Source organism: Bacillus sp. 7705b, from assembly GCF_002289525.1.
Taxonomy (GTDB): Bacteria; Bacillota; Bacilli; order Bacillales; family Bacillaceae; genus Bacillus; species Bacillus halotolerans.
The window spans coordinates 1-25255 of the sequence record NZ_NSDH01000010.1 but is presented as its reverse complement, the minus strand read 5'-3'; the positions used below and the strand labels follow the sequence as shown (position 1 = coordinate 25255).

Sequence of the window (25255 nt, the reverse complement as noted above, 5' to 3'; positions counted from 1 at the left end):
GTCTTCACCCTCTGATTTTCATTTTGTACTCGATCACTCGCTGATACACGGCGGACGCCATAGCAACGAACGGTATCATTCTGTATTTCGCCATCAGCAGCAGGCATGACCGTTTTGCGTCAAAAGGCGCTGTCCCCGTTTTCGACAGACTGCCTTGAAACACCGGATCAGCGCAAATCACGCCGACCGTTTTGAGCCTTTCCAAAAGACGCCGGCTGCCGCTTGTTTTCCATTCGTTCAAGAGACAGATGGTCCCATGGAGAACGATAAAGAAATCAAGCTCCTTTCGGTACTCCTCCAGCTTGTTGTTCTCCTGTAAAAACGCTGCGTTTGCCTGATACAGCGCCAGTCCTGATTCAAACAGTTTTTTCTGATAACCCTGCACGATGGAGGAAAGGTGAATTCGGTAATGGTAGAGAGGCACTTCTACATAGGAAACCGAGCGGGCGAAAAAATGTGCCCTGAAGCTGAAAAACTGATCCTCGACATGCTCCAGCTCACCTCTGAGCGGGAACGAAAGCCGGTGTGCGTCAATCATGCTTCTTCGGTACAGTTTATTCCATGAAAATCCCCTGACCTTCCCTTCGAATAACGCCTTGATATAGGACTCCTTCGGCTGATCCTGATAGGTTTCCGCAATGTCTGAGACAACGGTTTTTTCAGTATCCTCAAACTCCGCGGCATAGTTGCAAATGACCAGATCGGTTTCCTCCGCTGCTGCCTGAACCATTTGCAAGCAATAATCAGGCTCGATCCAGTCGTCTGAATCAATAAAAGCCACAAATTCGCCTCGGGCCGCCTCGATCCCTTTGTTCCGGACCGCACCGAGCCCTTGGTTTTCCTGGTGAATGACTGTAAATCGTTTATCCTTTTCTGCATATTCCTCCGCGATGTCCGGGCTGGCGTCTGCCGAACCGTCATTGACGATGATGATTTCAATATTGTCTAATGTCTGGTTCTTTAAAGATTCAAGGCAGTTTCTGATATAGGTTTCTGTATTATAAACAGCGACTAACAGACTAACCGCAGGTGTTTCCATAATGACCGGCTCCTCTTGCATAAATTACCGGGAAAAAATCGTTCTGTATGGCAGAACGGAAGAATCAACCGGCATAAGCAAATAACTGTATAAAAAATAACAAACCACAATGGCGATATAGATCAACGCATTCGATTTCTCATCAAATATTCTGACAAAATAAGGGACTAGGATCATTTGATACAGTCCGAAGTAAATATTAAATCTGGCAAAGATCACGTCCTTGGTGGCCAAGAGACCGAATAAAAATCCGAGAAGGCACAAATTGACGACAATATCGATTTGCGGCCACAGCTTTCGGAGGCGCTCCCTGTAACAAAAGGCCAAAAACAGCGGCAGGACCAAAACAGCGATTTTGACCACATTCATTCCGTTTGTATTTGTCATCAGCCACTTTTCATAATGGCTGTATGAGCTGTTTTCAAGGACAACGACAAATACCGAAATAAATTTCTGATATAAAAAGGTCATGCCGAGAAATAAGGCTGAGAGACCGAATATTGCCGGTGACCAGGCTTTTCTTCTGACAATAAAATAGACCGGAATCATCACCAGCGCCGAGGAGTGAAAGAGCGAACTGACCAGCACAATCAGAAAATAACGCTTCCAGTTTCCATTGATGATATAGCGAATCGCCCAAAACAAAGCGGCTGCCACCATGTATTGTCTGATTCCGTTAAAGGATGCGTAATAATGAAAGGTTCCTAAAAATAAAAAGACGCTCAGCTCAAACGGTCTTCCGTAGTCTGCCAGCGTCTTGATAATAAAGATATAGGTCACGGCCGCAACGGTCACATACATGATTTGCGGGTCCTTCGTGATAAAATTCATCAGCCATAGCAGTGCGGTAAAGCCCGGATCTGTTGCCGTTTTCGCCGTGCCGAAACCGAATATCTGCCAAATATTTTGATAGTCTCCTGCCATTTGATACAGCAGCGTATACGTCTGAAAATCTGTACCGACCCTGTAACGCAGGCCCGAAACAAGCACAAGTGAGGCAAGCGGAATCCAAATGAGAAGCTTGTTCGGACGATAGCCGGTAGCAAGTGACTCATCCCGGCCGCCGCACATTTTAGCAAACCAAGACCAAATATATACAATTCCCATATTGACGACATACACAATCATTTTTATTGTCCTTTTTCAGTGCTAATCTGATATAAATTCATCAATGCACCCACATTTCGCCGCGCATCATAGCCAAGTTTCGCAAGGGTATCTTTCACGAGCTCCCGCTTCGGCCTGCCTGCGGCGGCCGCTCTTACAATCGTTTCAGCCCAAATATCCATCGGCTTAGAGAGACTCACCCTTTTCACAAGTCCGAGGCCCGTGTCGACTTTTTCTGTGATCGTGTCGGAAATAATGCACGGAAGGCCCGAAGCCTGCGCTTCCACAAGCACAACAGGCAAGCCTTCGTACAGCGACGGCATGACAAATACATCAAAGGTGCGCATGAGCTCATGAATGTGTTCTTCAGTTCCTAAAAAGAGGACATCTGAAAGCAAATTCAGCCGCCGCGCTTCCTCCCCCATCTGCTCCCGCAGCGGTCCGTCTCCTGCGAGAACCATCTGAAAGCGAACTCCCCGTTTTTTCAGGTGAACGGCAAGCTTCAGCAAAAACGCGTGGTTTTTCACTTCATGAAATCGGGCCACATGACCAATGATCAGACGGTCAGACGCTATGCCGCGTGCTTTTTTTTCGTCATCGGCCGCCTGCCCGGCGGGAGAGAACAAATCAAGGTCGATTCCGTTCGGCAGCAGATGAACACGCTTCCGCTCCATATTTGATCGCCCGAACAAAAACCGGCCCGCATCCTCTCCGCAAGCGCACAATTCAGTCGCATAAGCCAAAATGAGGCGTCTGAACACCATCAGCTGCAGGCGGTCCTTCCAATTGAAGCCGGTCTTCCACGAGGTGTTATGGGAATGGCATACTCTGACCTGCACCCCGGCTAGCCTTGCCGCAAGCGCGATAAAGCCGGTTTGAAAATCTGTGTGCGCATGAACCGCGCTGAACGGCCCGTTTTCTTTTATTGTGTTTCTTACATTCTTCACAAATGTGAGGGGATTGCTTTGTCCGATACTCGGGACATAAAAAAGCCGCCCGCCTAGCGATAAAATTTCTTCATCATAAGCGCACGGATCATTTCGATAGGTTAAAAAATCAAATTGCACCTTGCTTCTATCCATTTTCCGATATAAATTCATGACCATGGTTTCCGCGCCGCCCCTGTTCATGCCGCTGAGAACATGGAGCACGCGCTGCTGGCTGTTATTCATGCTTCACAAGCCCTTCCTTCTGATTCATCACTCTTTTTTTATGGTAACGATTCATCACAGCAGGAGGCATAAACGCGCGAATGAGCGGTTTTGCGATATAGATGTAAGCGGAAAAAGGAAGCTTCAGGCGTCTGCATGCCTGGTACACAAGAATAGCGTTGTCGATTGAATAGGTAAAAGACCGCCTCTTGAATGCGTCGCTGTCTTCCCTTACTTTATACAGCGCTTCTTGGAGGTTATAGCCTCGGAAGCCCTCTCCAAAAAAGCGGAGCCACAAATCGATATCCTCCATTCGTCTTGTCCGCCGCACCGAACGATAGCCTTTCAGCGTACGGTAAGCGCTGGCTCTCATCATGATTGTCCCATGACAAAACGGCGTCCCTTTCGCCATGATGGCCGGCTCCGGAACAGAAGGCAGCATCCGTGTGCCCCTTACGCCAAATTCATCAAACACTAGCATGCCGGTGCCGACCACCTGGTAGTGCCGATGCTTTTCTAAAAAGGCAACCTGCTTCTCCAGACGGCGCGGAAAGGACAAATCATCTCCGTCCTGACGGGCGATATACTCGCCTGTCGCATAAGAAAGACAGTGATTTAACGAAGCGGCCAGCCGCTTGTTTGTTTGATTGTGAATCAGCTTGATGCGGTCGCTGTAATGAGCGGCATACTGCTTCGCAATACGGAGCGTGCCGTCTGTTGACGCATCATCGCACATAATCAGCTCCCAATTTTTATAGGATTGGCTGAGAATGGATTCAATGCTTTCCGCCAAAGTGCGTTCACAATTATAAATGCCCATAATGACAGAAACTTTCGGTCCTGAATTCATACGCTTTTCTCCTTTTTATCCATATCCATGTACACGGAATAAATATCTGCCATTTCTTCTACCGTTCGCGCTTCCGAAAAGCGCAAGGCTGTTTGGCGGCCTTCCTGTCCGAGTGTTCTCCGCAGTTCCGGCTCAAGGTAGAGCTGTTCAATCCGATCGGCAAAAGCGGCGCTGTCGCCAATTTTGATGAGAAACCCGTTTTTTCCGTCCCGGATGATTTCCCGGTGTCCGCGGTTATCAGTGGCAATCGCCGGCTTCCCCGCCGCCATGCCCTCAAGCACATTCATGCCGAGGCCTTCTCTGATGCTGGAGGCGACAGATACATCCGCAAGCTGAATCAGCTCGTGAATATCGCGGCAAAAGCCGTAAAAGCAAACATTGCGGGAAGATCCAAGCTTTTCAGCTAAGGCCCGATACGTTTGTTCCATCGCTCCTTCTCCGGCAAAAACAAGACGAAGCTCAGGAATCTTATCTTTCAGCAGTGCGGCAGCTTCAATTAACAGCTTCTGATTTTTGTTGAGGTTCAGTTCAGCCGGATAGATCAATATAAAGTCGTCTTTTTGGAAGCCGTGCTTTTCTCTCAACCTATGCTGCTCTTCAAGGCTGACTGGCCGGAACCTGTCTGTATTAACGCCGATGCCGTGAATTTTTTCTGTCATTCCGCCCGGTCTTTGAAGCCCTTTCGCTCGTGTGTAATCTTCTTCATTTATGGTGATCAGGCAGTCTGTATAGGCAGAAAGCCATTTTTCAACCGGATAATAAAGGACCCAATTTTTCATCGGCGCTCCGCTGCAAAAATGAAATCCGTGAGCGGTGTAGAGCACCTTTGTTCCGTTTCGTCTCGCATGCCGTGACGCAAGCCGGGCGAGAACGCCTCCGACCGGCGTATGGCAATGAACGATGTCGTACTCGTTGGTTTCGATCATTTTCTTCAACTGTCTGTAAACGGCAAGGTTCTGAGGATGAAAGGGTGACCTTCGAATCGGAATGGAGAATTTCTCATCGACATACGGCAGCCGCGTCTGTCCGCTCGCAGCGACATGAACCTCCCAGCCCAATTGTTTAAACCATTTAAAGTAAGGAAGATGAAAGGCTTTAAAGTGATAATCGACAGTGGCACAAAATAGTATTTTTTTCGTCATCTCCACTCCCCCTAACGAACGCCGGCAGCCGTCATTTCGTTTGATGTGTCTATTGCCGCAAACAGCCGCTCTCTGAGCTCGGCTTCCGGCAGCTGATTGAAATCTTCTATAAAGCGCATCAGCAATGGCCAGTCGCCGTCCACCGCTTTGCCGATATGGATTTTCGGAAAAACTTGTTCGGCGTGAACTTCATTTTTGTTCAGCAGCTCCTCATACATTTTTTCACCCGGGCGAATGCCTGTGAACTCAATCGGAATCTGCTCTGTCGTGTAGCCCGATAAATGAATGAGATTTTTGGCGAGATCGACAATCTTCACGGGCTCGCCCATATCAAGAACAAAAATTTGGCGTCCTTTCGCCAGCGCTCCAGCTTGGATGACAAGCCGTGACGCTTCGGGAATGGTCATGAAATAGCGGGTCATCGCCGGATGTGTCACCGTAACGGGACCGCCTTTTTCAATCTGTTTCTTAAAAACCGGAATGACGCTGCCTCGGCTGCCGAGCACATTGCCAAAGCGGACAGCGACGAATTTTGTTCTGCTGAATTTCCCCAGATTCATAATAATCATTTCAGCAAAGCGTTTTGTTGCCCCCATTACATTGGCCGGGTTCACCGCTTTATCAGATGAAATGAGCACAAATGTCTCTGTCCCGCACATATCTGCCGCTTCCGCCACATTTTTTGTTCCGATGATGTTGTTTTTGACTGCCTCTTCGGGGTTGTGCTCCATTAAAGGCACATGCTTATGGGCAGCCGCATGATAGACGACGTGCGGTTCGTATTTTTTCATTAAGGTAAACATTTTGTCGCGGTCCTGCACATCCGCAATTTCTGTGTGGAACACGATGTGTTTTCCGAATCGTCCATTCAGTTCAGAATAAATAGAATGAATGCTGTTTTCCCCATGACCGAGAAGAACGATTTCCTTAGGCTGGAACGCGCTGATTTGCCGGCAGATTTCCGAGCCGATTGAACCGCCCGCTCCTGTGACGAGAACTGTTTTTTCTTTGATGCGGTTTGAAATTTCGCTTGTGTCGAGGGTTATCGGCTTTCTGCCGAGTAAATCCTCAGCCTTTACATCTCTGATTTGCCCGGCAGTGCGCGTTCCAAGCAGCATTTCATCAAAATGAGGCATGATTTTGATGTTCACCCCGGTCCGCACGCATTCTTTGTATAGCACCTGCAGTTCATGGGTACGAAGAGAAGGAATCGCAATAATAATATAGTTAATTTTGAGCTTTTGCACCGCAGGCATGATACTTTCTTTTCCGCCGATGACGGGCAGCCCCATCATTTCCAGCTTATGTTTCGTTTGGTCGTCATCAATAAAAGCGACAGGTGTAATGTCGGGATCGTCTTTCTGCAGCAGCTGCCTGACCATCAGGGTTCCGCCTGATCCCGCTCCGATAATCAGTGCGCGGGCCGACGTGCTGCGTTTTTTTCTGATGCTTTCTTTTAATATTCTCGATAAAACGCGGGTCCCCCCGATGAACAGAAGCTGAAGCACCCAGCACGCCGTTAACAGCCGGAAAAACATCGTATGATACACAGCGTACTGAATGATGCCGGTTACAGCGGCTGAAATCGTAATGACCTTAAGCAGAGCGATCAGTTCGCCGAGCCCGGTGTATGTCCAGACCTGTTTATACTGACGGAACAGGATAGCACATACATGATAGCTGAAGAGCAAGCTGACAGCGGTAAGCAATAATGCTCCGGAGTCATAAAATTGATAAGAATCTTTTAAAAATTGATATCCTGCAATAACTGAATTCAAAACGAGATAAGTATCCAGCGCGATAATCATTGACAGTCTTCTCCGGTAACTCAACCTTTTCCCCCCTAATACTTTTATCGGTTTAGCTGCGGCGGTTTTCGTCATCTAAAAAACGACAGCAGCTAAACCGATAACATTTCCTATGTATATCAAATAAGTGGGCATTTAACCCGTCCTCACGCCCCGCCAGCGACGACCAGCATCTAAGGCAGCCTGTTCAAGCTTGCCCACAGCGGAGCCGAGTGTCTCCATTGATACAGGTAAGGAGACATCACCTAAAAGCAAAAATTAATAGGAATAGTGTTCAGATTTTTTCATTTTCTTTTTATTTAAGAGAGCGCCTAAAAGCTTTGCATTGGATTGCTCCAGTGCGTCCTTCGCTTTCAGGACGGTATCGGTTTTTGTTTTTCCGCTTAAGACAACGAGCACGCTTCCATCTGTCTGGTTCGCTAAAATTTGAGCGTCCGCGACAGCTAAAAGCGGAGGAGAATCAAAGATCACCAGACTGAATTGGTCATAGATATCTGATATCAAATCTCCCATTGCCTTCGAGGATAACAGTTCTGCCGGATTCGGCGGCGTCGGTCCGCTTGTCAGCACATATAAGTTATCGATCGGGGTCTTTTGCACCGTTTCATTTAGAGAAGCATTGCCGACCAGCACATTTGTCAGCCCGGTCAGATTTTCAACCTGAAACGTCTGGTTAATTGTCGGTTTTCTTAAATCGGCGTCCACCAGCAGCACTTTCTTTTCCTGCTGCTGCGCAAAGACTGCCGCAAGATTCGCTGCACTGAACGATTTTCCTTCACCAGGCACAGAGGAGGTGACGAGAATGGACCGCAAGTTGGTCTGTACGGATGAAAACTCAATGTTTGTCCGAATGGTGCGATATTGTTCCGCAACAATTGATTTATGATGTAAAACGGATATTTGAGCCAAACCTCGCCTTGCTTTCTTTTTTCTAAAGACCACTCACTTCACTCCTCGAAATGTTTTATCCAACCCTGCGATTCCGTTTCTTTTTGACATCAGGGACGGAGCCTAAGCAGGGCAATCCGGTTTTCTCGCTGAGCTGCCGTGCGCTTTTGCACGTATCATCGAGAAAATGCAGAAAAAATGCCAGTGTAATGCCGCCCATCACGGCCGCCCCAAAAGCCATGACCATATTTCTCATTCGGGACGGCTTGATCATCGAGCTTTCAGAAGCCTTCGCCTCTGATAGAATATGTACGCCTTGGACATTCATTCTTTCATCTACTTCTTTTTCAAACTTGCTGACTAACGTGTTCGCAATCTTAGCCGCTCGCTCCGAGTTGTGATCCTGAACAGCAACGGTGATAATTTCTGATTCATTTTCACTGCTTGTCATCACTTTTCCTTTCAGCGAGGAAGCCGATTCAGAAAGATGCAATTCCGCCTTGACCTCTTCCATCAAGGCCGTGCTTTTTATAATGGATTGGAACGTGCTGCTGTACTGAAGATTTCGCTGGATGTCACTGAGATTCGAGTTTTCTTCACCGTCTGATTCATGAATCAGCACTTGAGTCGACGCCTGATAAGTCGGTGAAATGACCTTAAATTGGACAAAACCTGTAATAAAGGTGACGCCTATTGTGATGAGCAGAATCAGCACGAATCTATGTCTGACAATCGCGTATAATTCTTTAAAACTCATATTCTCATTCATATATTCATAGCCTTCAGCCTTCTCACGGCTGGCTTCCCAAGCCCCTTTCTGTTAATGATTGGATTATAAAAGAAAACTTTATTATTTAAAAATTGCAAAATAAGCCAATAAGTTCTCTTTAGAGAACAATATCATGATTTTCCTCTTATTTACTGCACTTCCCTTATTATTTTAAATTTTATAAAGAACGAATAATTCCTTATAATGAACGAAATAACGACAGGAATAGAGGAGAATTTCATATTATGATTGGAAGAATTATCCGTTTGTACCGCAAAAGAAAAGGCTATTCTATTAATCAGCTGGCTATCGAGTCAGGCGTTTCAAAATCCTATTTAAGCAAGATTGAAAGAGGCGTTCATACGAATCCGTCCGTTCAATTTTTGAAAAAAGTATCAGCAACCCTGGATGTCGAATTAACAGAATTATTCGACGCTGAAACGATGATGTATCAAAAAATCAGCGGCGGAGAAGATGAATGGCGTGTGCATCTTGTGCAAGCTGTTCAAGCTGGAATGGAAAAGGAAGAATTGTTCATTTTTACGAACAAGCTGAAGAAAGAGGAGCCTGAAACCGCCTCCTACCGAAACCGAAAGCTGACAGAATCGAATATAGAAGAGTGGAAAGCGCTGATGGCGGAAGCGAGAGAAATCGGCCTGACAGTTCAAGAAGTCAAAACCTTTTTAAAAACGATGGGAAAATGAATATCGTAGAAGGGCTGAGGTTCGCATCGTAAGGTCAAATATGGCTATAATGGGGGAAAAAGGGAGAGAACGCTATGTCTGAATCAGTGGTCAAAACGCAATACGGCACAGTGAAAGGCATTTCAAAAAACGGTGTCCAAACATGGAAAGGCATCCCCTACGCAAAGCCGCCCGTCGGACAATTGCGCTTTAAAGCACCTGATCCGCCGGCGGCCTGGGAAGGCGTACTGGACGCAACTGCATACGGCCCGGTTTGCCCGCAGCCGCCTGATTTACTTTCATATTCATACCCTGAACTCCCCCGCCAGTCTGAGGATTGCCTGTATGTAAATGTATTTGCACCTGACACTCCGGGCAAAAATCGTCCTGTCATGGTGTGGATTCATGGCGGCACATTTTATCTCGGCGCGGGCAGTGAGCCTTTATACGACGGATCAAACCTGGCGGCTCAGGGGGATGTCATTGTCGTCACACTGAACTATCGGCTGGGGCCATTCGGCTTTTTGCATTTGTCTTCAATTGATGAAGCGTATTCCGACAACCTTGGACTGCTTGACCAAACCGCGGCTCTGAAATGGGTCAAAGACAATATCTCTGCGTTTGGCGGCGATCCGGAAAATGTAACGGTGTTTGGAGAATCAGCAGGCGGTATGAGCATTGCCGCACTGCTTGCCATGCCTGCTGCAAAAGGCCTGTTCCAGAAAGCAATCTTGGAAAGCGGCTCTTCCCGAACCATGACAGAAGAAAAAGCGGCAAGCACCGCGCATGCTTTTTTACGAATCCTTGGAATTGACCGTTACCAATTGGACAGGCTGCATACTGTGTCTGCGGAAGATTTGCTTAAAGCCGCCGACCAGCTGCGAAAAACCGAAAATGAAAATATCTTTCAGCTGTTCTTCCAGCCTGCACTTGATCCGAAAACACTGCCTGCTGAGCCGGAGAAAGCCATCGCTGAAGGGGCTGCTGACGGCATTCCGCTGTTAGTCGGAACAAATCGTGATGAAGGATATTTATTTTTCACTCCGGATTCAGAAGTTCACTCTCAGGAAACGATTGATGAAGCGCTTGAGTATCTATTGGGTCAGCCGCTGGCAAAGAAAGCGGCCGATCTGTATCCGCGCTCTCTCGAAAGCCAAATTCATATCATGACCGATTTGCTGTTTTGGCGCCCGGCCGTCGCCTGCGCCTCCGCCCAGTCCCGTTACGCACCTGTCTGGATGTACCGATTCGACTGGCACCCGGACAAACCGCCGTACAATAAAGCGTTTCACGCACTGGAACTGCCGTTTGTGTTCGGCAATTTAAGCGGACTGAAACGAATGGTACAAGCAGACATTACGGATGAGGGCAAGCAGCTCTCACACACGATACAATCAGCATGGCTTGCCTTCGCAAAAACAGGAAATCCAAGCTGCAAAGAGGTACAATGGCCGGCTTATACTGAAGACAAACGAGAAACCTTGATTTTGAATTCCAAACTTTCTATTGAGCACGATCCTGATGGTGAGAAGCGGAAAAAACTATTACACTCATAAGGAGAATCACATGGGAAAAACAGGCTGGATGGGTGCCGTCATCGTTGTGGCAGCATGTATCTTCATTTTATCAGCAGTCGTTTATTTACAAGACACCGCCTATTACCAGCCCATCCGCTGGATTGGGATTCTACTTTTTTTCGCGGGAATTGTGATGGTGCCCACATACTCAGCAAAAAGAAAACCCGGTAAAGAGAAGTAATTCTCTCTTTACCGGGTTTTTGTTTTCTTACAATTTCCCTGCGCGAATATCGTCTGTCATTCCTTCATAAGGCGCCTTAGAAATGACTTCCTCATTATCGGCTCCCTCATTTTTCAGAAATGTAATGTCAGCAAATTCGGGCACTACGTATTTGGGATAGGTTTCGTATTTCTCGCGTGATTCCTTCATCAGGTCAATGTGGTCATTTTGGTAGCAGACCGTGATTTCAGGATGTTCATGCACCCATTTCGGGAAGAAAATAATGCCGTGCATGCGTTTTTCATTCGGCATAAAGTTTAATGAAACATCTGTACCTGTCGGCTCTGTCCAAGACACTTTATATACGCCCTCTGTCAGTTTGACAATGTTCACTTCCTGATCCCGAACCCAGCGTCCGGCAACCATTCCGCTATGAATTCTATAATCAATTGTATGGTCATTTTTAATATAAATCTCGTATTCCCAACCGTTTTCATAAGTATAAATCATGTGGCTTCCGATAAAGTTTTCCATATTTCACACTCTCCTTAGTCTTTTACTCTACTTCATAAATGTCTAATCGAACGTAATCAGGGGTTCTTTCTGCGGAACCTATAAACAAGCGGTCATGCAGCCATCGATAGGTTTCACTGCCTGTCTCAAAAGTCGGCACCGTGCGGAAATAAACATGCTCGGTGTCAATCATTTCACCGGCAGCTGCTTGTGTTCGGAACGGCTCGCTGACTTGCCGTATTCCATTGTTTTTAATGTAAATCAGTTCATGATCGGCTGTTTCTATGACATATCTGGCAGATAAATCTGTTCTGCCGTCAGCGCGAATGATTTGCGAATCAGCTCCGCCCGGCAAAATACGTCCTTCCACTTCCCCGGTTATTGTTCCCGATCGAATCGGAATCCAACGTCTCAGCCCTAAGCCTGTCTCACCCACGGTGATCGGAGGATCAACCTTCATGTCTAGAGAGAGGATTTCTTTAAAACTGGCTTCTTCATAAGCACCACCTGATCTTCAGAAGAGATCATGTAACTATTTACATGTTTACTTTAACAACATTACATGAGGCTGTCAAACGATAAGAACACAAAAAAACAAGAGCCGATTACATACAGCCCTTGTTGATTGGTTCGTTTTGATAGGTAAGATACGTGCTGACCGTGCTTTTTGCGAGACAATCAGAGGAATCGATAATCGGGATATCACCGTGAAAATGATCTAACACCGTGTTCAAATCTGTGCAAGCCGAAATGATGAGATCCGCTCTTTTACTGATTTCCAAATATAGCTCCCGCCATATGTCCTGAGTTTTGTGAACATGATTCGGCTGTTTGATCGCGGCGATGAGCTGATTGACTTCCCGCTGCCAATGTGTCTCATGAATAAACTCATGTCCGCCCGCCTTCAACCCTTTTTGATAAATACAGGATTGTATGGTTGAATCTGTTCCTAAAACAGCCACTTTTTGTGCTGAATCCGGAAGCTCCTTCATCGTTTCCTCAATGATATGTAACAAAGGAATCGACAATGCCTGCTGGATGTCTTCAAAATAGGCATGCGCCGTATTACAAGGAAGAGAAATAAAGTCCGCACCGGTCTTCTCCAGCTTGACGGCTCCATCAATAATCGCTTTTTTCATTTCATCATGATCGATTGGACGATCGACATAAAAGGGTGTCGGACAGGAATAAATCATCATCTGCGGGTAGTCGATATCATGTGAAGCGCCATACAGCTTCTGACAGTAATCAATGACCTTATCTAAAAACGGAGAGGTCGATTTTGGCCCCATTCCAGCTAATATGCCAATCATCAAATTCATTCCTTTCTATCCGTCCGGACCGCTTCTTCCTCTGTTCCGTCCTGATAAATGATAAAGCTCTTCGCAGCACCATCCCCTAACATAAATTCAACTTCAACAGGCAATGATTGGATAAAGAAACGGGTTTCCGAGGAAGGAAATAATTCAAACCTCATCTGTCCGGTAATTTGCAGATAAAGCCGCTCGTTCTCGGCTGTCACCGTCGCAGCTGTCCCATCATGAATGGAGTAGCTGCCAACATAGCGGCTGTAAATCGCTGTATCAATGTCTTTTTTCTTTTTATCAGCAGGACGTTCCGGGATTTCATATGGCTGGTCAAATAAAATATTCTCCGCCGCCTTCAGAATCGCTTGTTCATATTCGGCATCCTGTTCCATATTACTCAAATAGATCAGCGTTTTACGATGGTCTATATATCGGATCATCATCGTCGAATAGCCGGGCCAGCCTCCGCTATGGCTGACAATTCGTCCTTTTTCAGGACTGTTTTGCAGCACCCAGCCAAATCCGTAGTCAACCGTTTCCCCATTGTTCAGTTGTACAGGAGAAAACGCGGCTTCCTTAGAAACCTCGCTGATCAATTTGTCCTGATATAAAGCCTGATCAAACCGAAATAAATCGCTTGTGACAGAATTCACTGTACCGTCTCCCTGTATTCCATCCAGATACACAACATAGCTGGTTTCCTCCAGATCATCAGGAAGAACGTACTGTCCGGAATGCACATCATACACATATCCATACGCATAGTCATCGATCTGCTCAGGACGCAGCCTCCTGTTATATACTCTCGTATTCGCCATACCGACCGGGGTGAAAATATGCTGTTTCAAATAATCCGCATAGCTTATGCCGGATGCCTTCTCAATCAAAACTGCCAGCAGCACATACCCCGTATTGCTGTACAGCCAGCCTTCATTCGGAGCAAAATAGCAAGGCGGCTGCTCATTCATCAGCATATCCACAACATCCTGATTCACTGCAATCTCGCTTTTATTCCAATTGGCAAGAAACCACTCCGTATAATCGGGAAGCCCGGATGTATGGTTCAATAAGTGCCGAATCGTAACGCCCTCATAAGGAAATCCGGGAATCCAGCGCTCCACCATATCCTCATAACCAAGCATCCCTTTCTCCTCCAATAGAACAACTGCCATTGCTGTAAAAGGCTTTGATAGTGATGCCAGCTCAAACAAAGAATTCTCTTGCAAAAGCCGTTTTCCCGGCAAATCAGCATAACCGAAAGCGTGATGATATAATATGTCGCCATCCTCTGCGGCTAAAACCGCCCCGTTGAAATGTTTTCTTTCACCTAATGTTTCAAATAAAGTCTTAAGTTCCTTCCTTTTCTTCTGCTTCATTGCTCCACCTCCCCTTTTTCATACGATACTGAGCTATTAATGTTTCAATTATTTTGAAAATATAAAAAAAGCTGATCAATCCTCTAACAGGAAAAATCAACTTTAGATTTACATTGAATCAAAATCTCTTTTTTACGCAGTCGGAGAAGGAACTCTGGCGGCTGCAAAACGGGTTCTCGGAGTCGCTTGAATGAATCCGGCGGCAGTACTTCTCATTGCAACTGTCACCGTATCTCCGGCGTTTAACTGAAGAATTTCCGTAATGGCTACGACTGCCGGAAGATTTCCTGCTTGAAATTGGCTATTTCCGCCTATCACATCTTGATTCACGAGAAATACGACTTCTAAGTTGAAGTCAACAATCGCATTCGTTTGAAACTCAACTGATGCATTTAAAGAATATACGCCTGCTGTTCTCGGTGAAAATGTAGATGTGTTGGGGTTATATTCATTCGCCAAATCAAATTGTACATTTTGAAATCGAACTCCGCTAGCTGCATTTGCAGCCACTGACAGATTCGCATTGCTGGTGGCTCTGAAAGCAGAAATAGGCTGGTTCGTATCTGATGTAATTGGTGCGAAGAGCTGGTTTTGTTGAGTGGATGGGGTATTTCCATTTCTGCCTTGCATGACACTTGGTGATAAAAGAGGTTCCGGTCGATCGTTTCTCTTAATCCATTTAGTTGGCCTGGGCGGCATTGACTTATTCCTCCTTATACGTTTTCTTTCGCTTCTATCATTTGTTTGCTTTCGCAATACATTATTATATTGATCCTTACAAGCTTTGAAACGGTATCTGCCCGACTAAACTCAAAACAAAAATGAAAGCTTCTAGTTCCGAAACGGATTACCGCTTCTATTACAAGACCATAAAAAAGATAGAAGATCAATCCACATTTTAAATTGCGATTACGAGAATTACCAATGGCAATATCGTTTGGTATCCCCTACCTGGGGTACAGCCATCATCATCACCGCGATGAGAGCCACAAAAAAGCCGGGAGACCATCCTCCCGGCTTTTCCAGCTTATTTACCTGTTTCCGCAAAGCGCTTGAGCCGCTCGCCGATTTCGTCACGAACTCGCTGAAAGAACACCCATTTTTCCGCTTCCGACCCTTCCGCTTTTGCAGGGTCATCAAAGCCCCAGTGCTCGCGCTTGACGTGAGGCGGCGTCATCGGGCATTTATCAGCCGCGTCCCCGCAAAGCGTCACGACAAGATCAGCACTGTTTAAAATAGCCGGATCGATGATATCTGATGTTTGGCCGGAGATGTCAATCCCCGCTTCCTTCATCGCTTTTACAGCATTCGGATTGAGCCCGTGCGCTTCGATTCCCGCGCTGTATACATTCCATTCATCTTCCAGATATTGTTTCGCCCAGCCTTCAGCCATTTGGCTGCGGCAGGAGTTGCCTGTGCATAAAAAGAAGATGGTTTTTTTAGACATGTTTGTTCATCTCCCAGATGTTTTAGTGAATGATCAATAACCAGATATACAGGCCGAAAAGAGTCATCAGCAGGGTCGGAACAGTCAGAATCACCCCTGTTTTCACGTATGTCCCCCAAGAGATTTTCACTCCTTTTTGCGCGAGAACATGAAGCCATAACAGCGTCGCCAGCGACCCAATCGGCGTGATTTTTGGCCCCAGATCAGAACCGATGACATTTGCATAAATTAAGGCTTCTTTCATCATTCCATGTGTATCCGTACCAGCTATCGCAATAGCATCAATCATGACGGTCGGCATGTTATTCATTACCGATGATAAAATAGCCGCGATAAAGCCCATTCCCATGGTTCCCGCCAACAGCCCCTGGTCTGCGGCTGCCTGTATAAGGCTGGACAGAAGGTCTGTTAAGCCGGCGTTTCTTAACCCGTACACGACGACATACATCCCAATGGAAAAAAACACAATCGCCCACGGTGCTCCTTTGACCACCTGCTTCGTATGAACGGCCGGGCTGTTCTTCGCCATAATAAGAAAGAAAACAGCCACCGCACCGGCGATAAAGGATACGGGGATGGACCATATTTCGCTTACAAAATAACCGATTAATAACATGGCCAGCACAAGCCATGACATACGAAACATGTTTATATCTTTAATGGCGTCAGCCGGTTTCTTCACCTGACTGAGATCATAATGTTTCGGAATCCCTTTTCTGAAAAATAAGTATAAGACGAGTATACTTGCCGCAAGCGAAAAGAGATTCGGGACAATCATCCGTGCCGCATATTCAATGAACCCGACGTGAAAGAAATCGGCCGACACGATATTCACCAAATTGCTGACCACAAGCGGAAGCGATGTTGTATCAGCGATAAATCCGCTCGCGATAATAAATGGGAACACCAGCTTTTCTTCAAAACGCAAAGCCCGCATCATCGCAAGCACAATCGGCGTTAAAATAAGCGCCGCACCGTCATTGGCAAAAAACGCCGCCACGACGGCGCCTAAAACGGAAATATAAATAAACATACGAAGGCCGCTGCCTTTGGCCGCCTTCGCCATATGCAAAGCAGCCCATTCGAAAAAGCCAATGTGGTCTAAAATGAGCGAGATGAGAATGATCGCCACAAACGCCAGAGTCGCATTCCATACAATGCCGGTAACGTCCGCCACATCCTTTACGCTCACAACCCCCGCAAGCAAAGCCAAAACCGCTCCCCCGCAGGCTGACCAGCCAATAGACAGATTTTTCGGCTGCCAAATAACAAAAATAAGTGTAAGGATAAAGATACTTGCTGCTAAAACTGCTGAACTCAAACGAGAACCTCCTACTTACAAGAAACTTGAGTTTCTTTTTTCTGAATAGACTGCAACATGTCATCATCTGAGCTGATGTGACCGAGAATCGATTGAATCAATCCATATTCAGGACAAGCTGAATTAATTGAATAAAACCGCCATTGTCCCTTTTTCTCTTCTTTCACAAATCCGGCCTGTTTCAGCTTCCGTAAATGCTGGCTGATAGCTGGCTGGCTCATGTCAAACATATCGACAAACTGGCAGACACAGTATGTTTTTTCCTCCAGCAGCTTCATGATCAAAAGCCTGGTTTGATCATGAAGAAGCTTCAGGCAGTGACTGATTTCAGCAGATGTCAAGGCATGCTTCATGAAAGCATCAGCTCCCTTCCGCGTTCATTGTATAATTCACCAATTATATAAGTCAATACTTATATGCTAGAAGAAATAGGACCTCCGTTTAAAATCTTTTTTATTATCATTCCTTCCCTTATGAAGCTAAAATGGCTTTATTTATACTGTCACATATTGTGAATGATTTATAAATTTACATTTCTTTATCACTTTTGTGTTGTCGGATAGGCCTGATAAAAAGGAACTTTATGCCCATGCGAAAGCTTTTTATAACCTGTAGAAGATGTAAAGAAATAAACAGCCACATTAGTCCATAAGACCTGTACTATTAAATTCTTTTTCTTCATTTTCTATCAAACAAAAGAGGAAAATAGACCCGTTGAAATAAGAATCAGTGTCTAATAGAATAATGTCGAAAAGTAAATTACGCAGGTTTGTTACTGATAAAGCAGGCAAGACCTAAAATGTGTTAAGGGCAAAGTGTATTCTTTGACGTCACCCCTTTACATATTTTAGGTCTTTTTTATTGCACGTAACCGACTTGCCATTATCAACAGGAGGGCTGGAAGAAAGCAGACCGCTAACACAGTACATAAAAAAGGAGACATGAACGATGAACATCAAAAAGTTTGCCAAACAGGCAACAGTATTAACCTTTACAACCGCACTGCTGGCAGGAGGCGCGACTCAAGCGTTTGCGAAAGAAGCAGATCACAAACCGTATAAAGAAACATACGGCATTTCCCATATTACCCGCCACGACATGCTGCAAATCCCTGAACAGCAAAAGAATGAAAAATATCAGGTGCCTGAATTTGACCAATCGAAAATTAAAAACATCTCTTCCGCAAAAGGTTTGGACGTGTGGGACAGCTGGCCATTGCAAAACGCGGACGGCACAGTCGCAAACTATCATGGCTACCATGTTGTCTTTGCATTAGCCGGAGACCCTAAAAACGCGGATGACACATCGATTTACATGTTCTATCAAAAAGTTGGCGAGACTTCCATTGACAGCTGGAAGAACGCAGGCCGTGTCTTTAAAGACAGTGACAAGTTTGATGCAAATGATCCCATCTTAAAAGATCAGACACAAGAATGGTCAGGATCAGCTACATTTACATCTGACGGCAAAATCCGTTTATTCTACACTGACTTTTCCGGTAAACATTACGGCAAACAAACACTGACAACTGCACAGGTTAACGTGTCAACTTCAGACAGCTCTCTTACGATTAACGGTGTAGAAGATCACAAGTCCATCTTTGACGGCGACGGCAAAACATATCAAAATGTTCAGCAGTTCATTGATGAGGGCAACTATAGTTCAGGCGATAACCATACGCTGAGAGACCCTCACTACGTGGAAGATCACGGCCGCAAATACCTGGTATTTGAAGCGAACACAGGAACTGAAGACGGCTACCAAGGCGAAGAATCTTTATTTAACAAAGCTTATTACGGCAAAAGCTCATCATTCTTCCGTCAAGAAAGTCAAAAACTTCTGCAAAGTGATAAAAAACGCACTGCAGAATTAGCTAACGGCGCACTTGGCATGATTGAGCTTAACGATGACTACACACTGAAGAAAGTCATGAAGCCGCTGATCACATCTAACACAGTAACTGACGAAATCGAACGTGCGAATGTCTTCAAAATGAACGGCAAATGGTATCTGTTCACTGACTCTAGAGGATCAAAAATGACAATCGACGGCATTACATCTAACGATATTTACATGCTGGGTTATGTCTCTAACTCCTTAACAGGCCCGTACAAGCCGCTGAACAAAACCGGCCTTGTGCTGAAAATGGATCTTGATCCTAACGATGTGACCTTTACTTACTCACACTTTGCCGTACCGCAAGCTGAAGGAAACAATGTCGTTATTACAAGCTACATGACTAACAGAGGCTTCTATGCAGACAAACAGGCAACGTTTGCGCCAAGCTTCTTACTGAACATCAAAGGCAAAAAAACATCTGTTGTGAAAAACAGCATCCTTGAACAAGGACAATTAACAGTTAACAAATAAAAACGCAAAAGAAAATGCCGATATCCTATTGGCATTTTCTTTTATTTCTTATCAACATCATAAAGGTGAATCCCATATGAACTATAAAAAAGCAGGCAAATGGCTAACCGTATTCCTGAGCTTTTTAGGAATATTGCTGTTTATCGACTTATTTCCAAAAGAAGGACATGACCAAAAAACAAAATCAACACAGAAGCCGGACTACCGGGCGGCATATCATTTTACGACGCCGGATAAATGGAAAAATGATCCTCAAAAACCGATCTATTTTGATGGCAAGTATCATTATTTCTATCTATATAACCGGGATTATCCAAAAGGCAACGGTACAGAATGGCGCCATGCCGTATCAGACGATTTGGTGCACTGGACAGATGAAGGCGTGGCGATTCCGAAATATACAAACCCGGACGGTGATATTTGGACCGGTTCCGTCGTGGTGGATAAAGAGAACACAGCCGGCTTCGGGAAAAATGCGCTTGTCGCGATTGTGACACAGCCCTCAGCCAAAGACAAAAAACAGGAACAATATTTGTGGTACAGCACAGACAAAGGAAAATCATTCAAATTCTACAGTGGCAACCCCGTTATGCCTAATCCGGGCACAGACGATTTTAGAGATCCGAAAGTGATATGGGATGACCAGGATAACAAATGGGTCATGGTCATGGCTGAAGGATCAAAAATCGGCTTTTATGAATCCGATAATCTTAAGGACTGGCATTACACAAGCGGATTCTTCCCAGAGCAGGCGGGAATGGTCGAATGTCCTGACCTCTACATGATGCGGGCAAGCGACGGAACGAATAAATGGGTTCTCGGTGCGAGCGCGAACGGTAAACCGTGGGGCAAACCAAATACGTACGCCTACTGGACCGGTAGCTTCGACGGAAAAGAATTTACAGCGGATCAGACTGAAGCCCAATGGCTTGACTATGGCTTCGACTGGTACGGCGGTGTGACGTTCGAAGACAGCAAAAGCACAGATCCATTAGAAAAGCGGTATGCGCTTGCCTGGATGAACAATTGGGATTATGCCAACAACACCCCGACAATGAAGAACGGCTTTAACGGCACAGATTCTGTCATACGCGAACTCCGGCTGCAGGAGCAGGACGGAACATACAGCCTCGTCTCACAGCCGATTGAAGCTTTGGAGCAGCTTACTGTTTCAACTGACGAAATAGAGGATCGGGATGTGAACGGATCAAAAACTCTGTCGATAACAGGTGATACGTACCAGCTTGATACGGATCTTTCTTGGTCAGAGCTGAAGAATGCTGGCGTCAGACTGAGAGAGTCAGAAGATCAAAAACGCCATATTGATGTCGGCATATTCGCTGAAGACGGCTATGCATATGTCAATAGAGCAGCCACAAATCAGCCTGACAAAAGCAATACCTATGTCGAAAGCAAAGCTCCTTATGATGTAAGCAAACGTAAGGTGCATTTGAAAATACTTGTCGATAAAACAACGATAGAGGTATTTGTTGACGACGGGAAAACCGTTTTTTCAAATGAAGTCTTCCCAAAGCCTGAAGATAAAGGTATTACCCTTTTTTCTGATGGCGGCACAGCCTCCTTCAAAAATATAACAGTGAAACACTTTGATTCGATTCATGAATAAAAACAGGTGCAGCGCGGGCTGCGCCTGTTTTTTATTCAGAACGGTATTCTCTGTTTCATATTGGGCATTGTAAGAAATATAAGGCTTGTTTCTAAGGAGGAAGCGGATGTCTAAACAAGGAAATTTTCAAAAATCGATGTCGCTGTTTGATCTGATTCTGATCGGGATGGGAGCGATCTTTGGATCAGCATGGCTGTTCGCTGTCAGTAATGTCGCTTCAAAAGCAGGACCCTCCGGCGCTTTTTCCTGGATTATCGGAGGAGCCATTATTCTGTTAATCGGACTGGTGTACGCAGAACTCGGAGCCGCTTTACCCCGCACTGGAGGCATCATCAGGTATCCGGTCTATTCACACGGCCATTTGGTCGGCTATTTAATTTCATTTGTCACAATTGTCGCTTACACAAGCCTGATTTCGATTGAAGTCACAGCCGTCCGGCAATATGTGGCCTATTGGTTTCCTGGCCTGACCAAAGAGGGCTCTGACTCACCGACCATTGCAGGCTGGATTTTGCAGTTTGCCTTGCTCTGCTTGTTTTTCCTGCTGAATTACTGGAGCGTTAAAACCTTTGCAAAAGCCAATTTCATTATTTCTATTTTTAAATATATCGTACCGGTCACGATCATTATTGTGCTGTTTTTTCATTTTCAGCCGGGAAACTTGTCAGTTGAAGGGTTTGCGCCTTTTGGTTTTACAGGCATACAGGCCGCCATTTCGACCGGGGGTGTCATGTTTGCATATCTCGGGCTGCACCCTATTGTGTCTGTTGCCGGTGAGGTACAAAATCCGAAACGCAATATCCCGATCGCTTTAATTATCTGTATTATCGTTTCAACCATTATTTACACGATTTTACAAATCACCTTTATCGGTGCGATTCCGACAGAAACGCTGAAAAACGGCTGGCCGGCAATCGGCCGTGAATTTTCATTGCCGTTTAAAGATATTGCGGTCATGCTCGGTTTAGGATGGCTTGCAACGCTTGTCATTTTAGACGCCATTCTGTCTCCGGGAGGAAACGGGAATATTTTTATGAATACGACATCTCGCCTCGTTTACGCTTGGGCGCGGAACGGCACATTATTTGGCATATTTTCAAAGGTCAATAAAGAAACGGGAACACCCCGTGCTTCACTCTGGCTTTCATTTGCCATGTCGATTTTCTGGACGCTCCCCTTCCCTTCGTGGAACGCGCTCGTCAATGTCTGTTCTGTCGCTCTCATCCTTTCTTATGCGATTGCACCAATTTGTTCAGCCGCACTGAGAGTAAATGCGAAGGACTTAAACAGGCCGTTTTATTTAAAAGGAATGAGCATCATCGGGCCGCTTTCATTTATTTTTACGGCGTTTATTGTGTACTGGTCAGGATGGACAACCGTTTCCTGGCTTCTCGGCTCACAGCTCGTCATGTTTTTGATCTATCTCTGCTTCAGCAAATACGCGCCTAAAGAAGACGTCAGCCTGGCCCAGCAGCTGAAATCAGCCTGGTGGCTCGTCGGATTTTATGTCATGATGCTGATTTTTTCCTATATCGGCTCTTTCGGGCATGGCTTAGGCATTATCAGCAATCCCGTCGATCTCATATTGGTTGCCATCGGCTCGCTTGCGATTTACTATTGGGCAAAGTATACCGGGCTCCCGAAAGCCGCGATTGATTATGATAAATAAGAAGCAGGAGTTTCTCTTGCTTCTTTTTTCGCTTTACAAACACCATCACTCGAGATAAAATGAATGATAGTCAGTCATTACAGGAGGTGTTCCCCGTGCCAAAACAAACATCAGGAAAATATGAAAAGATACTGCAGGCGGCGATTGAAGTCATTTCTGAAAAGGGACTCGATAAAGCCTCCATCTCAGAGATCGTAAAAAAAGCCGGCACTGCCCAAGGAACGTTTTATTTATATTTTTCATCCAAAAATGCTCTGATTCCGGCCATTGCGGAAAACCTTCTCACTCATACGCTAGAGCAAATCAAAGGAAGACTGAATGGCGAGGAAGATTTTTGGACCGTCTTACAAACCTTAATTGATGAGACGTTTCACATCACAGAGCGCCATAAAGATATTATTGTCCTCTGCTATTCGGGGCTTGCCATCGACCATTCCATGGAAAAATGGGAGACCATTTATCAGCCTTATTATTCTTGGCTTGAGAACATCATCAACAAGGCGATCGACAGCCAAGATGTGATCGAAGGCATCAATGCAAAGTGGACGGCAAGAACCATCATCAATTTGGTTGAGAACACAGCAGAACGGTTTTATATCGGGTTTGAACAAGATGAAAACCTTGAAGTATCTAAAAAAGAAATTTTCACATTCTTAAAACGGAGCTTAGGTAAAGCTTAAAAAATGACTGGGTGACACCGCTCATTTTTTAATGCCTAAAAATGACTGACGTTCATTCACAAAAAGAGGTGTTACTGTTGTATTGGGTACTTGTTTTGATAGCAGGGCTTCTAGAAGTGGTTTGGGCCTCCTCCCTCAAACATGCGGATTCGCTTTTTGATTGGATTATCGTTTTTCTATTAATAGCGATAAGCTTTATACTGTTAATCCGCTCTTATCGAAAAATTCCTATGGCCGCGGCGTATACCGTATTTGTCGGAATTGGAACGGTCGGAACCTACACGACCGGGATCTTCTTAGGCGAATCCTTCTCAGCAGCGCAAATCTTCTTTTTGATGCTGCTGCTAGCCGGTATTTTAGGAATGAAGCTTTTCACAAAAGAAAATAAAACTCAGCCGAGAGGTGAAAAATAATGGCGTGGTTTTTATTATTCATTGCGGGTATAGAAGAAATTATAGCTGCCATCGCCATGAAATATATAGACGGCACAAAGAAAAAATGGCCGATTATTGTGATGACTGCCGGATTTGCTTTATCTTTTTACTGTCTATCACAGGCCATGCAAGTCCTGCCTTCCGGTGTTGCTTATGCCGTCTGGACAGGTATAGGCAGCATAGGCGTAACAGCAGTCAGCCTGATTTGGTTTAAGGAACGGTTTCAGCTTTCTCAGCTGATTTCTCTTTGCCTGATACTTGCCGGCGTCATCGGCCTGCGTCTTACGTCTTAGATCATAAAAGGCATATACAGAAAGCTGTATATGCCTTTTATCTTTTACTCATCATCCTGGTGTTTATGAAGATGAAGCGGCGGCGGGATGAGCCAGCCTTTGTTTTTCAGCAGCCTTAAGTATTTTGCCCCTGTTGCCGCCTTGGTCATATGAAATTGCCCAAACATCATGGCGATGTCTTCGCGAATCGACTGCCCCATAATTTTGCTGCATGTCACAAGACCGGCTGCATTTTGCGCCGCTGCAGATGCGGCCACATCCGGATCGAGAAACCGCGCGCCCGGCGGAATGTCGTTAAGATCTGCATCCGGCGGCTCAGGAGAAGCGGGCGGAAGCCCCACGCCATTTTCTTTCAGGATATTGCTGACCTGTTTGATTTCATCTTGGCATTTCTCGATGGACTCACGAAGCAGCTTCTTTAAATCGCCATCACCAACATGATGCAATAACATCTGGTAATTGCCGATCATTTTATTTCCCGCCATCACATAACTCCACAAACTGAATACCTCACCGTAATGCATCGGTTCTTCCTGCGGGTTTCCGCTTAAAATACCCATTGTCTTCCTCCTTAACAAATTCAATACTGTTCATCACCTACGATGCCCAGCAGGAGGAAAAATTATGTACTCACGAGAAGTTTTCTGGAAACAAAAAAGACAAGAGCCGCAAAATGCCAAACCCTTGTCTTTCCTGTTGTTCTATTGGACGCGCTCGGAGGGATTCGAACCCCCGGCAGACGTGGTACCGGAAACCACCGCTCTATCCAACTGAGCTACGAGCGCATATTGACATATTTTCACTGTGTGATGATAACGTCAGCATAACTCATTATACGGTATTTCAGCCGAAATAACAACCCTCTATTTTAAAGGGCTGTTTTTTTAAGAAGACACATCATCTTCTTTCAGAAGCTCACATACGATGGTTTGAACCATTGTATTTTTGGGGAAAATGGGAAAAAGAGAAGAGTTTGCATGTCAAGCCAGCTTTTTGTTTGACCTTTATTGACCAAAAATGTATCATGTAACTACATACTTACCT

At 45.4% G+C, this 25255-nt stretch carries 25 protein-coding genes, 1 tRNA gene and 1 pseudogene; 9 read left to right on the top strand and 18 right to left on the bottom strand.

Annotated elements, in window-relative coordinates:
* Positions 1–4: 4 nt before the first annotated feature.
* The 8 genes from CJU60_RS03605 to CJU60_RS03570 form a co-directional block, all read right to left on the bottom strand.
* The gene (locus CJU60_RS03605; RefSeq protein WP_095712968.1) at positions 5–1039 is read right to left on the bottom strand and encodes a glycosyltransferase family 2 protein; all 1035 of its coding nucleotides are present in this window, start codon (positions 1037–1039) and stop codon (positions 5–7) included.
* A gap of 24 nt (positions 1040–1063) precedes the next feature.
* Positions 1064–2167: a biofilm exopolysaccharide biosynthesis protein EpsG gene (gene epsG, locus CJU60_RS03600; RefSeq protein ID WP_024122931.1), complete on the bottom strand. Its 1104-nt coding sequence runs from the start codon at positions 2165–2167 to the stop codon at positions 1064–1066.
* 2 nt (positions 2168–2169) lie between these two features.
* Positions 2170–3318, bottom strand: coding sequence for a glycosyltransferase family 1 protein (locus CJU60_RS03595; protein ID WP_095712967.1), 1149 nt, complete (start codon positions 3316–3318; stop codon positions 2170–2172).
* The gene (gene epsE, locus CJU60_RS03590) at positions 3311–4147 is read right to left on the bottom strand and encodes a glycosyltransferase EpsE (RefSeq protein WP_024122933.1); all 837 of its coding nucleotides are present in this window, start codon (positions 4145–4147) and stop codon (positions 3311–3313) included. Before epsE ends, CJU60_RS03595 begins: the two co-directional genes overlap by 8 nt.
* Positions 4144–5289 (bottom strand): glycosyltransferase family 4 protein, encoded by a 1146-nt coding sequence (locus CJU60_RS03585; RefSeq protein ID WP_095712966.1) that lies wholly within the window; start codon positions 5287–5289, stop codon positions 4144–4146. The genes epsE and CJU60_RS03585 overlap by 4 nt, the downstream gene beginning before the upstream one ends.
* An 11-nt stretch (positions 5290–5300) precedes the next feature.
* On the bottom strand, positions 5301–7121 hold the full coding sequence (locus CJU60_RS03580; protein WP_176471065.1) for a polysaccharide biosynthesis protein: 1821 nt from the start codon (positions 7119–7121) through the stop codon (positions 5301–5303).
* 234 nt (positions 7122–7355) lie between these two features.
* Positions 7356–8039, bottom strand: coding sequence for a protein tyrosine kinase EpsB (gene epsB / locus CJU60_RS03575; protein ID WP_024122936.1), 684 nt, complete (start codon positions 8037–8039; stop codon positions 7356–7358).
* 22 nt (positions 8040–8061) lie between these two features.
* Positions 8062–8754 (bottom strand): YveK family protein, encoded by a 693-nt coding sequence (locus CJU60_RS03570; RefSeq protein WP_095712965.1) that lies wholly within the window; start codon positions 8752–8754, stop codon positions 8062–8064.
* Positions 8755–8999: 245 nt separating this feature from the next.
* Between CJU60_RS03570 and slrR the strand changes: the two genes are divergently transcribed.
* From slrR to CJU60_RS03555, 3 genes are all read left to right on the top strand, one after another.
* A complete protein-coding gene (gene slrR / locus CJU60_RS03565) occupies positions 9000–9458 on the top strand; it encodes an HTH-type transcriptional regulator SlrR (protein WP_095712964.1) in 459 nt (152 codons plus the stop codon).
* A 74-nt stretch (positions 9459–9532) separates the two neighbouring features.
* Positions 9533–10993 carry a para-nitrobenzyl esterase gene (pnbA, locus tag CJU60_RS03560; protein ID WP_095712963.1) on the top strand — a complete coding sequence of 487 codons (1461 nt, stop codon included), beginning with the start codon at positions 9533–9535 and terminating at the stop codon, positions 10991–10993.
* A 10-nt stretch (positions 10994–11003) separates the two neighbouring features.
* Entirely contained in the window at positions 11004–11195 is a 192-nt protein-coding gene (locus CJU60_RS03555) for a hypothetical protein (RefSeq protein WP_095712962.1), read from the top strand.
* 27 nt (positions 11196–11222) lie between these two features.
* Here the strand turns inward: CJU60_RS03555 and padC are convergent, their stop codons facing one another.
* From padC to CJU60_RS03515, 8 genes and pseudogenes are all read right to left on the bottom strand, one after another.
* Entirely contained in the window at positions 11223–11708 is a 486-nt protein-coding gene (gene padC / locus CJU60_RS03550) for a phenolic acid decarboxylase (protein WP_010331962.1), read from the bottom strand.
* 22 nt (positions 11709–11730) lie between these two features.
* Positions 11731–12185, bottom strand: a pseudogene (locus tag CJU60_RS03545) (DUF3237 domain-containing protein).
* 107 nt (positions 12186–12292) lie between these two features.
* Complete coding sequence (locus tag CJU60_RS03540) at positions 12293–13000, bottom strand: aspartate/glutamate racemase family protein (protein WP_095712960.1); 708 nt, start codon at positions 12998–13000, stop codon at positions 12293–12295.
* A gap of 5 nt (positions 13001–13005) precedes the next feature.
* Positions 13006–14370 (bottom strand): serine hydrolase, encoded by a 1365-nt coding sequence (locus CJU60_RS03535; RefSeq protein WP_095712959.1) that lies wholly within the window; start codon positions 14368–14370, stop codon positions 13006–13008.
* A gap of 132 nt (positions 14371–14502) precedes the next feature.
* Entirely contained in the window at positions 14503–15069 is a 567-nt protein-coding gene (locus tag CJU60_RS03530) for a C1q-like domain-containing protein (RefSeq protein ID WP_024122943.1), read from the bottom strand.
* Positions 15070–15397: 328 nt separating this feature from the next.
* Entirely contained in the window at positions 15398–15817 is a 420-nt protein-coding gene (gene arsC, locus CJU60_RS03525) for an arsenate reductase (thioredoxin) (RefSeq protein ID WP_095712958.1), read from the bottom strand.
* 22 nt (positions 15818–15839) lie between these two features.
* On the bottom strand, positions 15840–17138 hold the full coding sequence (locus CJU60_RS03520) for an arsenic transporter (protein WP_095712957.1): 1299 nt from the start codon (positions 17136–17138) through the stop codon (positions 15840–15842).
* An 11-nt stretch (positions 17139–17149) separates the two neighbouring features.
* On the bottom strand, positions 17150–17491 hold the full coding sequence (locus tag CJU60_RS03515; protein WP_095712956.1) for an ArsR/SmtB family transcription factor: 342 nt from the start codon (positions 17489–17491) through the stop codon (positions 17150–17152).
* Positions 17492–18086: 595 nt separating this feature from the next.
* Between CJU60_RS03515 and sacB the strand changes: the two genes are divergently transcribed.
* From sacB to CJU60_RS03485, 6 genes are all read left to right on the top strand, one after another.
* A complete protein-coding gene (sacB, locus tag CJU60_RS03510; RefSeq protein WP_095712955.1) occupies positions 18087–19508 on the top strand; it encodes a levansucrase in 1422 nt (473 codons plus the stop codon).
* A 76-nt stretch (positions 19509–19584) separates the two neighbouring features.
* On the top strand, positions 19585–21135 hold the full coding sequence (levB, locus tag CJU60_RS03505) for a 2,6-beta-fructan 6-levanbiohydrolase (protein WP_095712954.1): 1551 nt from the start codon (positions 19585–19587) through the stop codon (positions 21133–21135).
* A 106-nt stretch (positions 21136–21241) separates the two neighbouring features.
* Positions 21242–22804, top strand: a complete 1563-nt coding sequence (aspP, locus tag CJU60_RS03500; RefSeq protein ID WP_024122949.1) for an aspartate/proton symporter AspP — start codon at positions 21242–21244, stop codon at positions 22802–22804.
* Between the two features lie 95 nt (positions 22805–22899).
* Positions 22900–23484 carry a TetR/AcrR family transcriptional regulator gene (locus tag CJU60_RS03495; RefSeq protein WP_024122950.1) on the top strand — a complete coding sequence of 195 codons (585 nt, stop codon included), beginning with the start codon at positions 22900–22902 and terminating at the stop codon, positions 23482–23484.
* Between the two features lie 77 nt (positions 23485–23561).
* A complete protein-coding gene (locus CJU60_RS03490) occupies positions 23562–23897 on the top strand; it encodes a DMT family transporter (protein WP_044160350.1) in 336 nt (111 codons plus the stop codon).
* Positions 23897–24211: a DMT family transporter gene (locus tag CJU60_RS03485; protein ID WP_024122952.1), complete on the top strand. Its 315-nt coding sequence runs from the start codon at positions 23897–23899 to the stop codon at positions 24209–24211. The genes CJU60_RS03490 and CJU60_RS03485 overlap by 1 nt, the downstream gene beginning before the upstream one ends.
* A 44-nt stretch (positions 24212–24255) precedes the next feature.
* Here the strand turns inward: CJU60_RS03485 and CJU60_RS03480 are convergent, their stop codons facing one another.
* Both CJU60_RS03480 and CJU60_RS03475 read right to left on the bottom strand, forming a co-directional pair.
* A complete protein-coding gene (locus tag CJU60_RS03480) occupies positions 24256–24771 on the bottom strand; it encodes a DUF3231 family protein (RefSeq protein ID WP_024122953.1) in 516 nt (171 codons plus the stop codon).
* Positions 24772–24920: 149 nt separating this feature from the next.
* A tRNA-Arg gene (locus CJU60_RS03475) sits at positions 24921–24996 on the bottom strand.
* Positions 24997–25255 lie beyond the last annotated feature (259 nt).

Coding starts and splice junctions, on each gene's coding strand:
- CJU60_RS03605 (WP_095712968.1), bottom strand. CDS start 1,039: ATGGAAACACCTGCGGTTAGTCTGTTAGTCGCTGTTTATAATACAGAA.
- epsG (WP_024122931.1), bottom strand. CDS start 2,167: ATGATTGTGTATGTCGTCAATATGGGAATTGTATATATTTGGTCTTGG.
- CJU60_RS03595 (WP_095712967.1), bottom strand. CDS start 3,318: ATGAATAACAGCCAGCAGCGCGTGCTCCATGTTCTCAGCGGCATGAAC.
- epsE (WP_024122933.1), bottom strand. CDS start 4,147: ATGAATTCAGGACCGAAAGTTTCTGTCATTATGGGCATTTATAATTGT.
- CJU60_RS03585 (WP_095712966.1), bottom strand. CDS start 5,289: ATGACGAAAAAAATACTATTTTGTGCCACTGTCGATTATCACTTTAAA.
- CJU60_RS03570 (WP_095712965.1), bottom strand. CDS start 8,754: ATGAATGAGAATATGAGTTTTAAAGAATTATACGCGATTGTCAGACAT.
- slrR (WP_095712964.1), top strand. CDS start 9,000: ATGATTGGAAGAATTATCCGTTTGTACCGCAAAAGAAAAGGCTATTCT.
- pnbA (WP_095712963.1), top strand. CDS start 9,533: ATGTCTGAATCAGTGGTCAAAACGCAATACGGCACAGTGAAAGGCATT.
- CJU60_RS03555 (WP_095712962.1), top strand. CDS start 11,004: ATGGGAAAAACAGGCTGGATGGGTGCCGTCATCGTTGTGGCAGCATGT.
- padC (WP_010331962.1), bottom strand. CDS start 11,708: ATGGAAAACTTTATCGGAAGCCACATGATTTATACTTATGAAAACGGT.
- CJU60_RS03540 (WP_095712960.1), bottom strand. CDS start 13,000: ATGATTGGCATATTAGCTGGAATGGGGCCAAAATCGACCTCTCCGTTT.
- CJU60_RS03535 (WP_095712959.1), bottom strand. CDS start 14,370: ATGAAGCAGAAGAAAAGGAAGGAACTTAAGACTTTATTTGAAACATTA.
- CJU60_RS03530 (WP_024122943.1), bottom strand. CDS start 15,069: ATGCCGCCCAGGCCAACTAAATGGATTAAGAGAAACGATCGACCGGAA.
- arsC (WP_095712958.1), bottom strand. CDS start 15,817: ATGTCTAAAAAAACCATCTTCTTTTTATGCACAGGCAACTCCTGCCGC.
- CJU60_RS03515 (WP_095712956.1), bottom strand. CDS start 17,491: ATGAAGCATGCCTTGACATCTGCTGAAATCAGTCACTGCCTGAAGCTT.
- sacB (WP_095712955.1), top strand. CDS start 18,087: ATGAACATCAAAAAGTTTGCCAAACAGGCAACAGTATTAACCTTTACA.
- levB (WP_095712954.1), top strand. CDS start 19,585: ATGAACTATAAAAAAGCAGGCAAATGGCTAACCGTATTCCTGAGCTTT.
- aspP (WP_024122949.1), top strand. CDS start 21,242: ATGTCTAAACAAGGAAATTTTCAAAAATCGATGTCGCTGTTTGATCTG.
- CJU60_RS03485 (WP_024122952.1), top strand. CDS start 23,897: ATGGCGTGGTTTTTATTATTCATTGCGGGTATAGAAGAAATTATAGCT.
- CJU60_RS03480 (WP_024122953.1), bottom strand. CDS start 24,771: ATGGGTATTTTAAGCGGAAACCCGCAGGAAGAACCGATGCATTACGGT.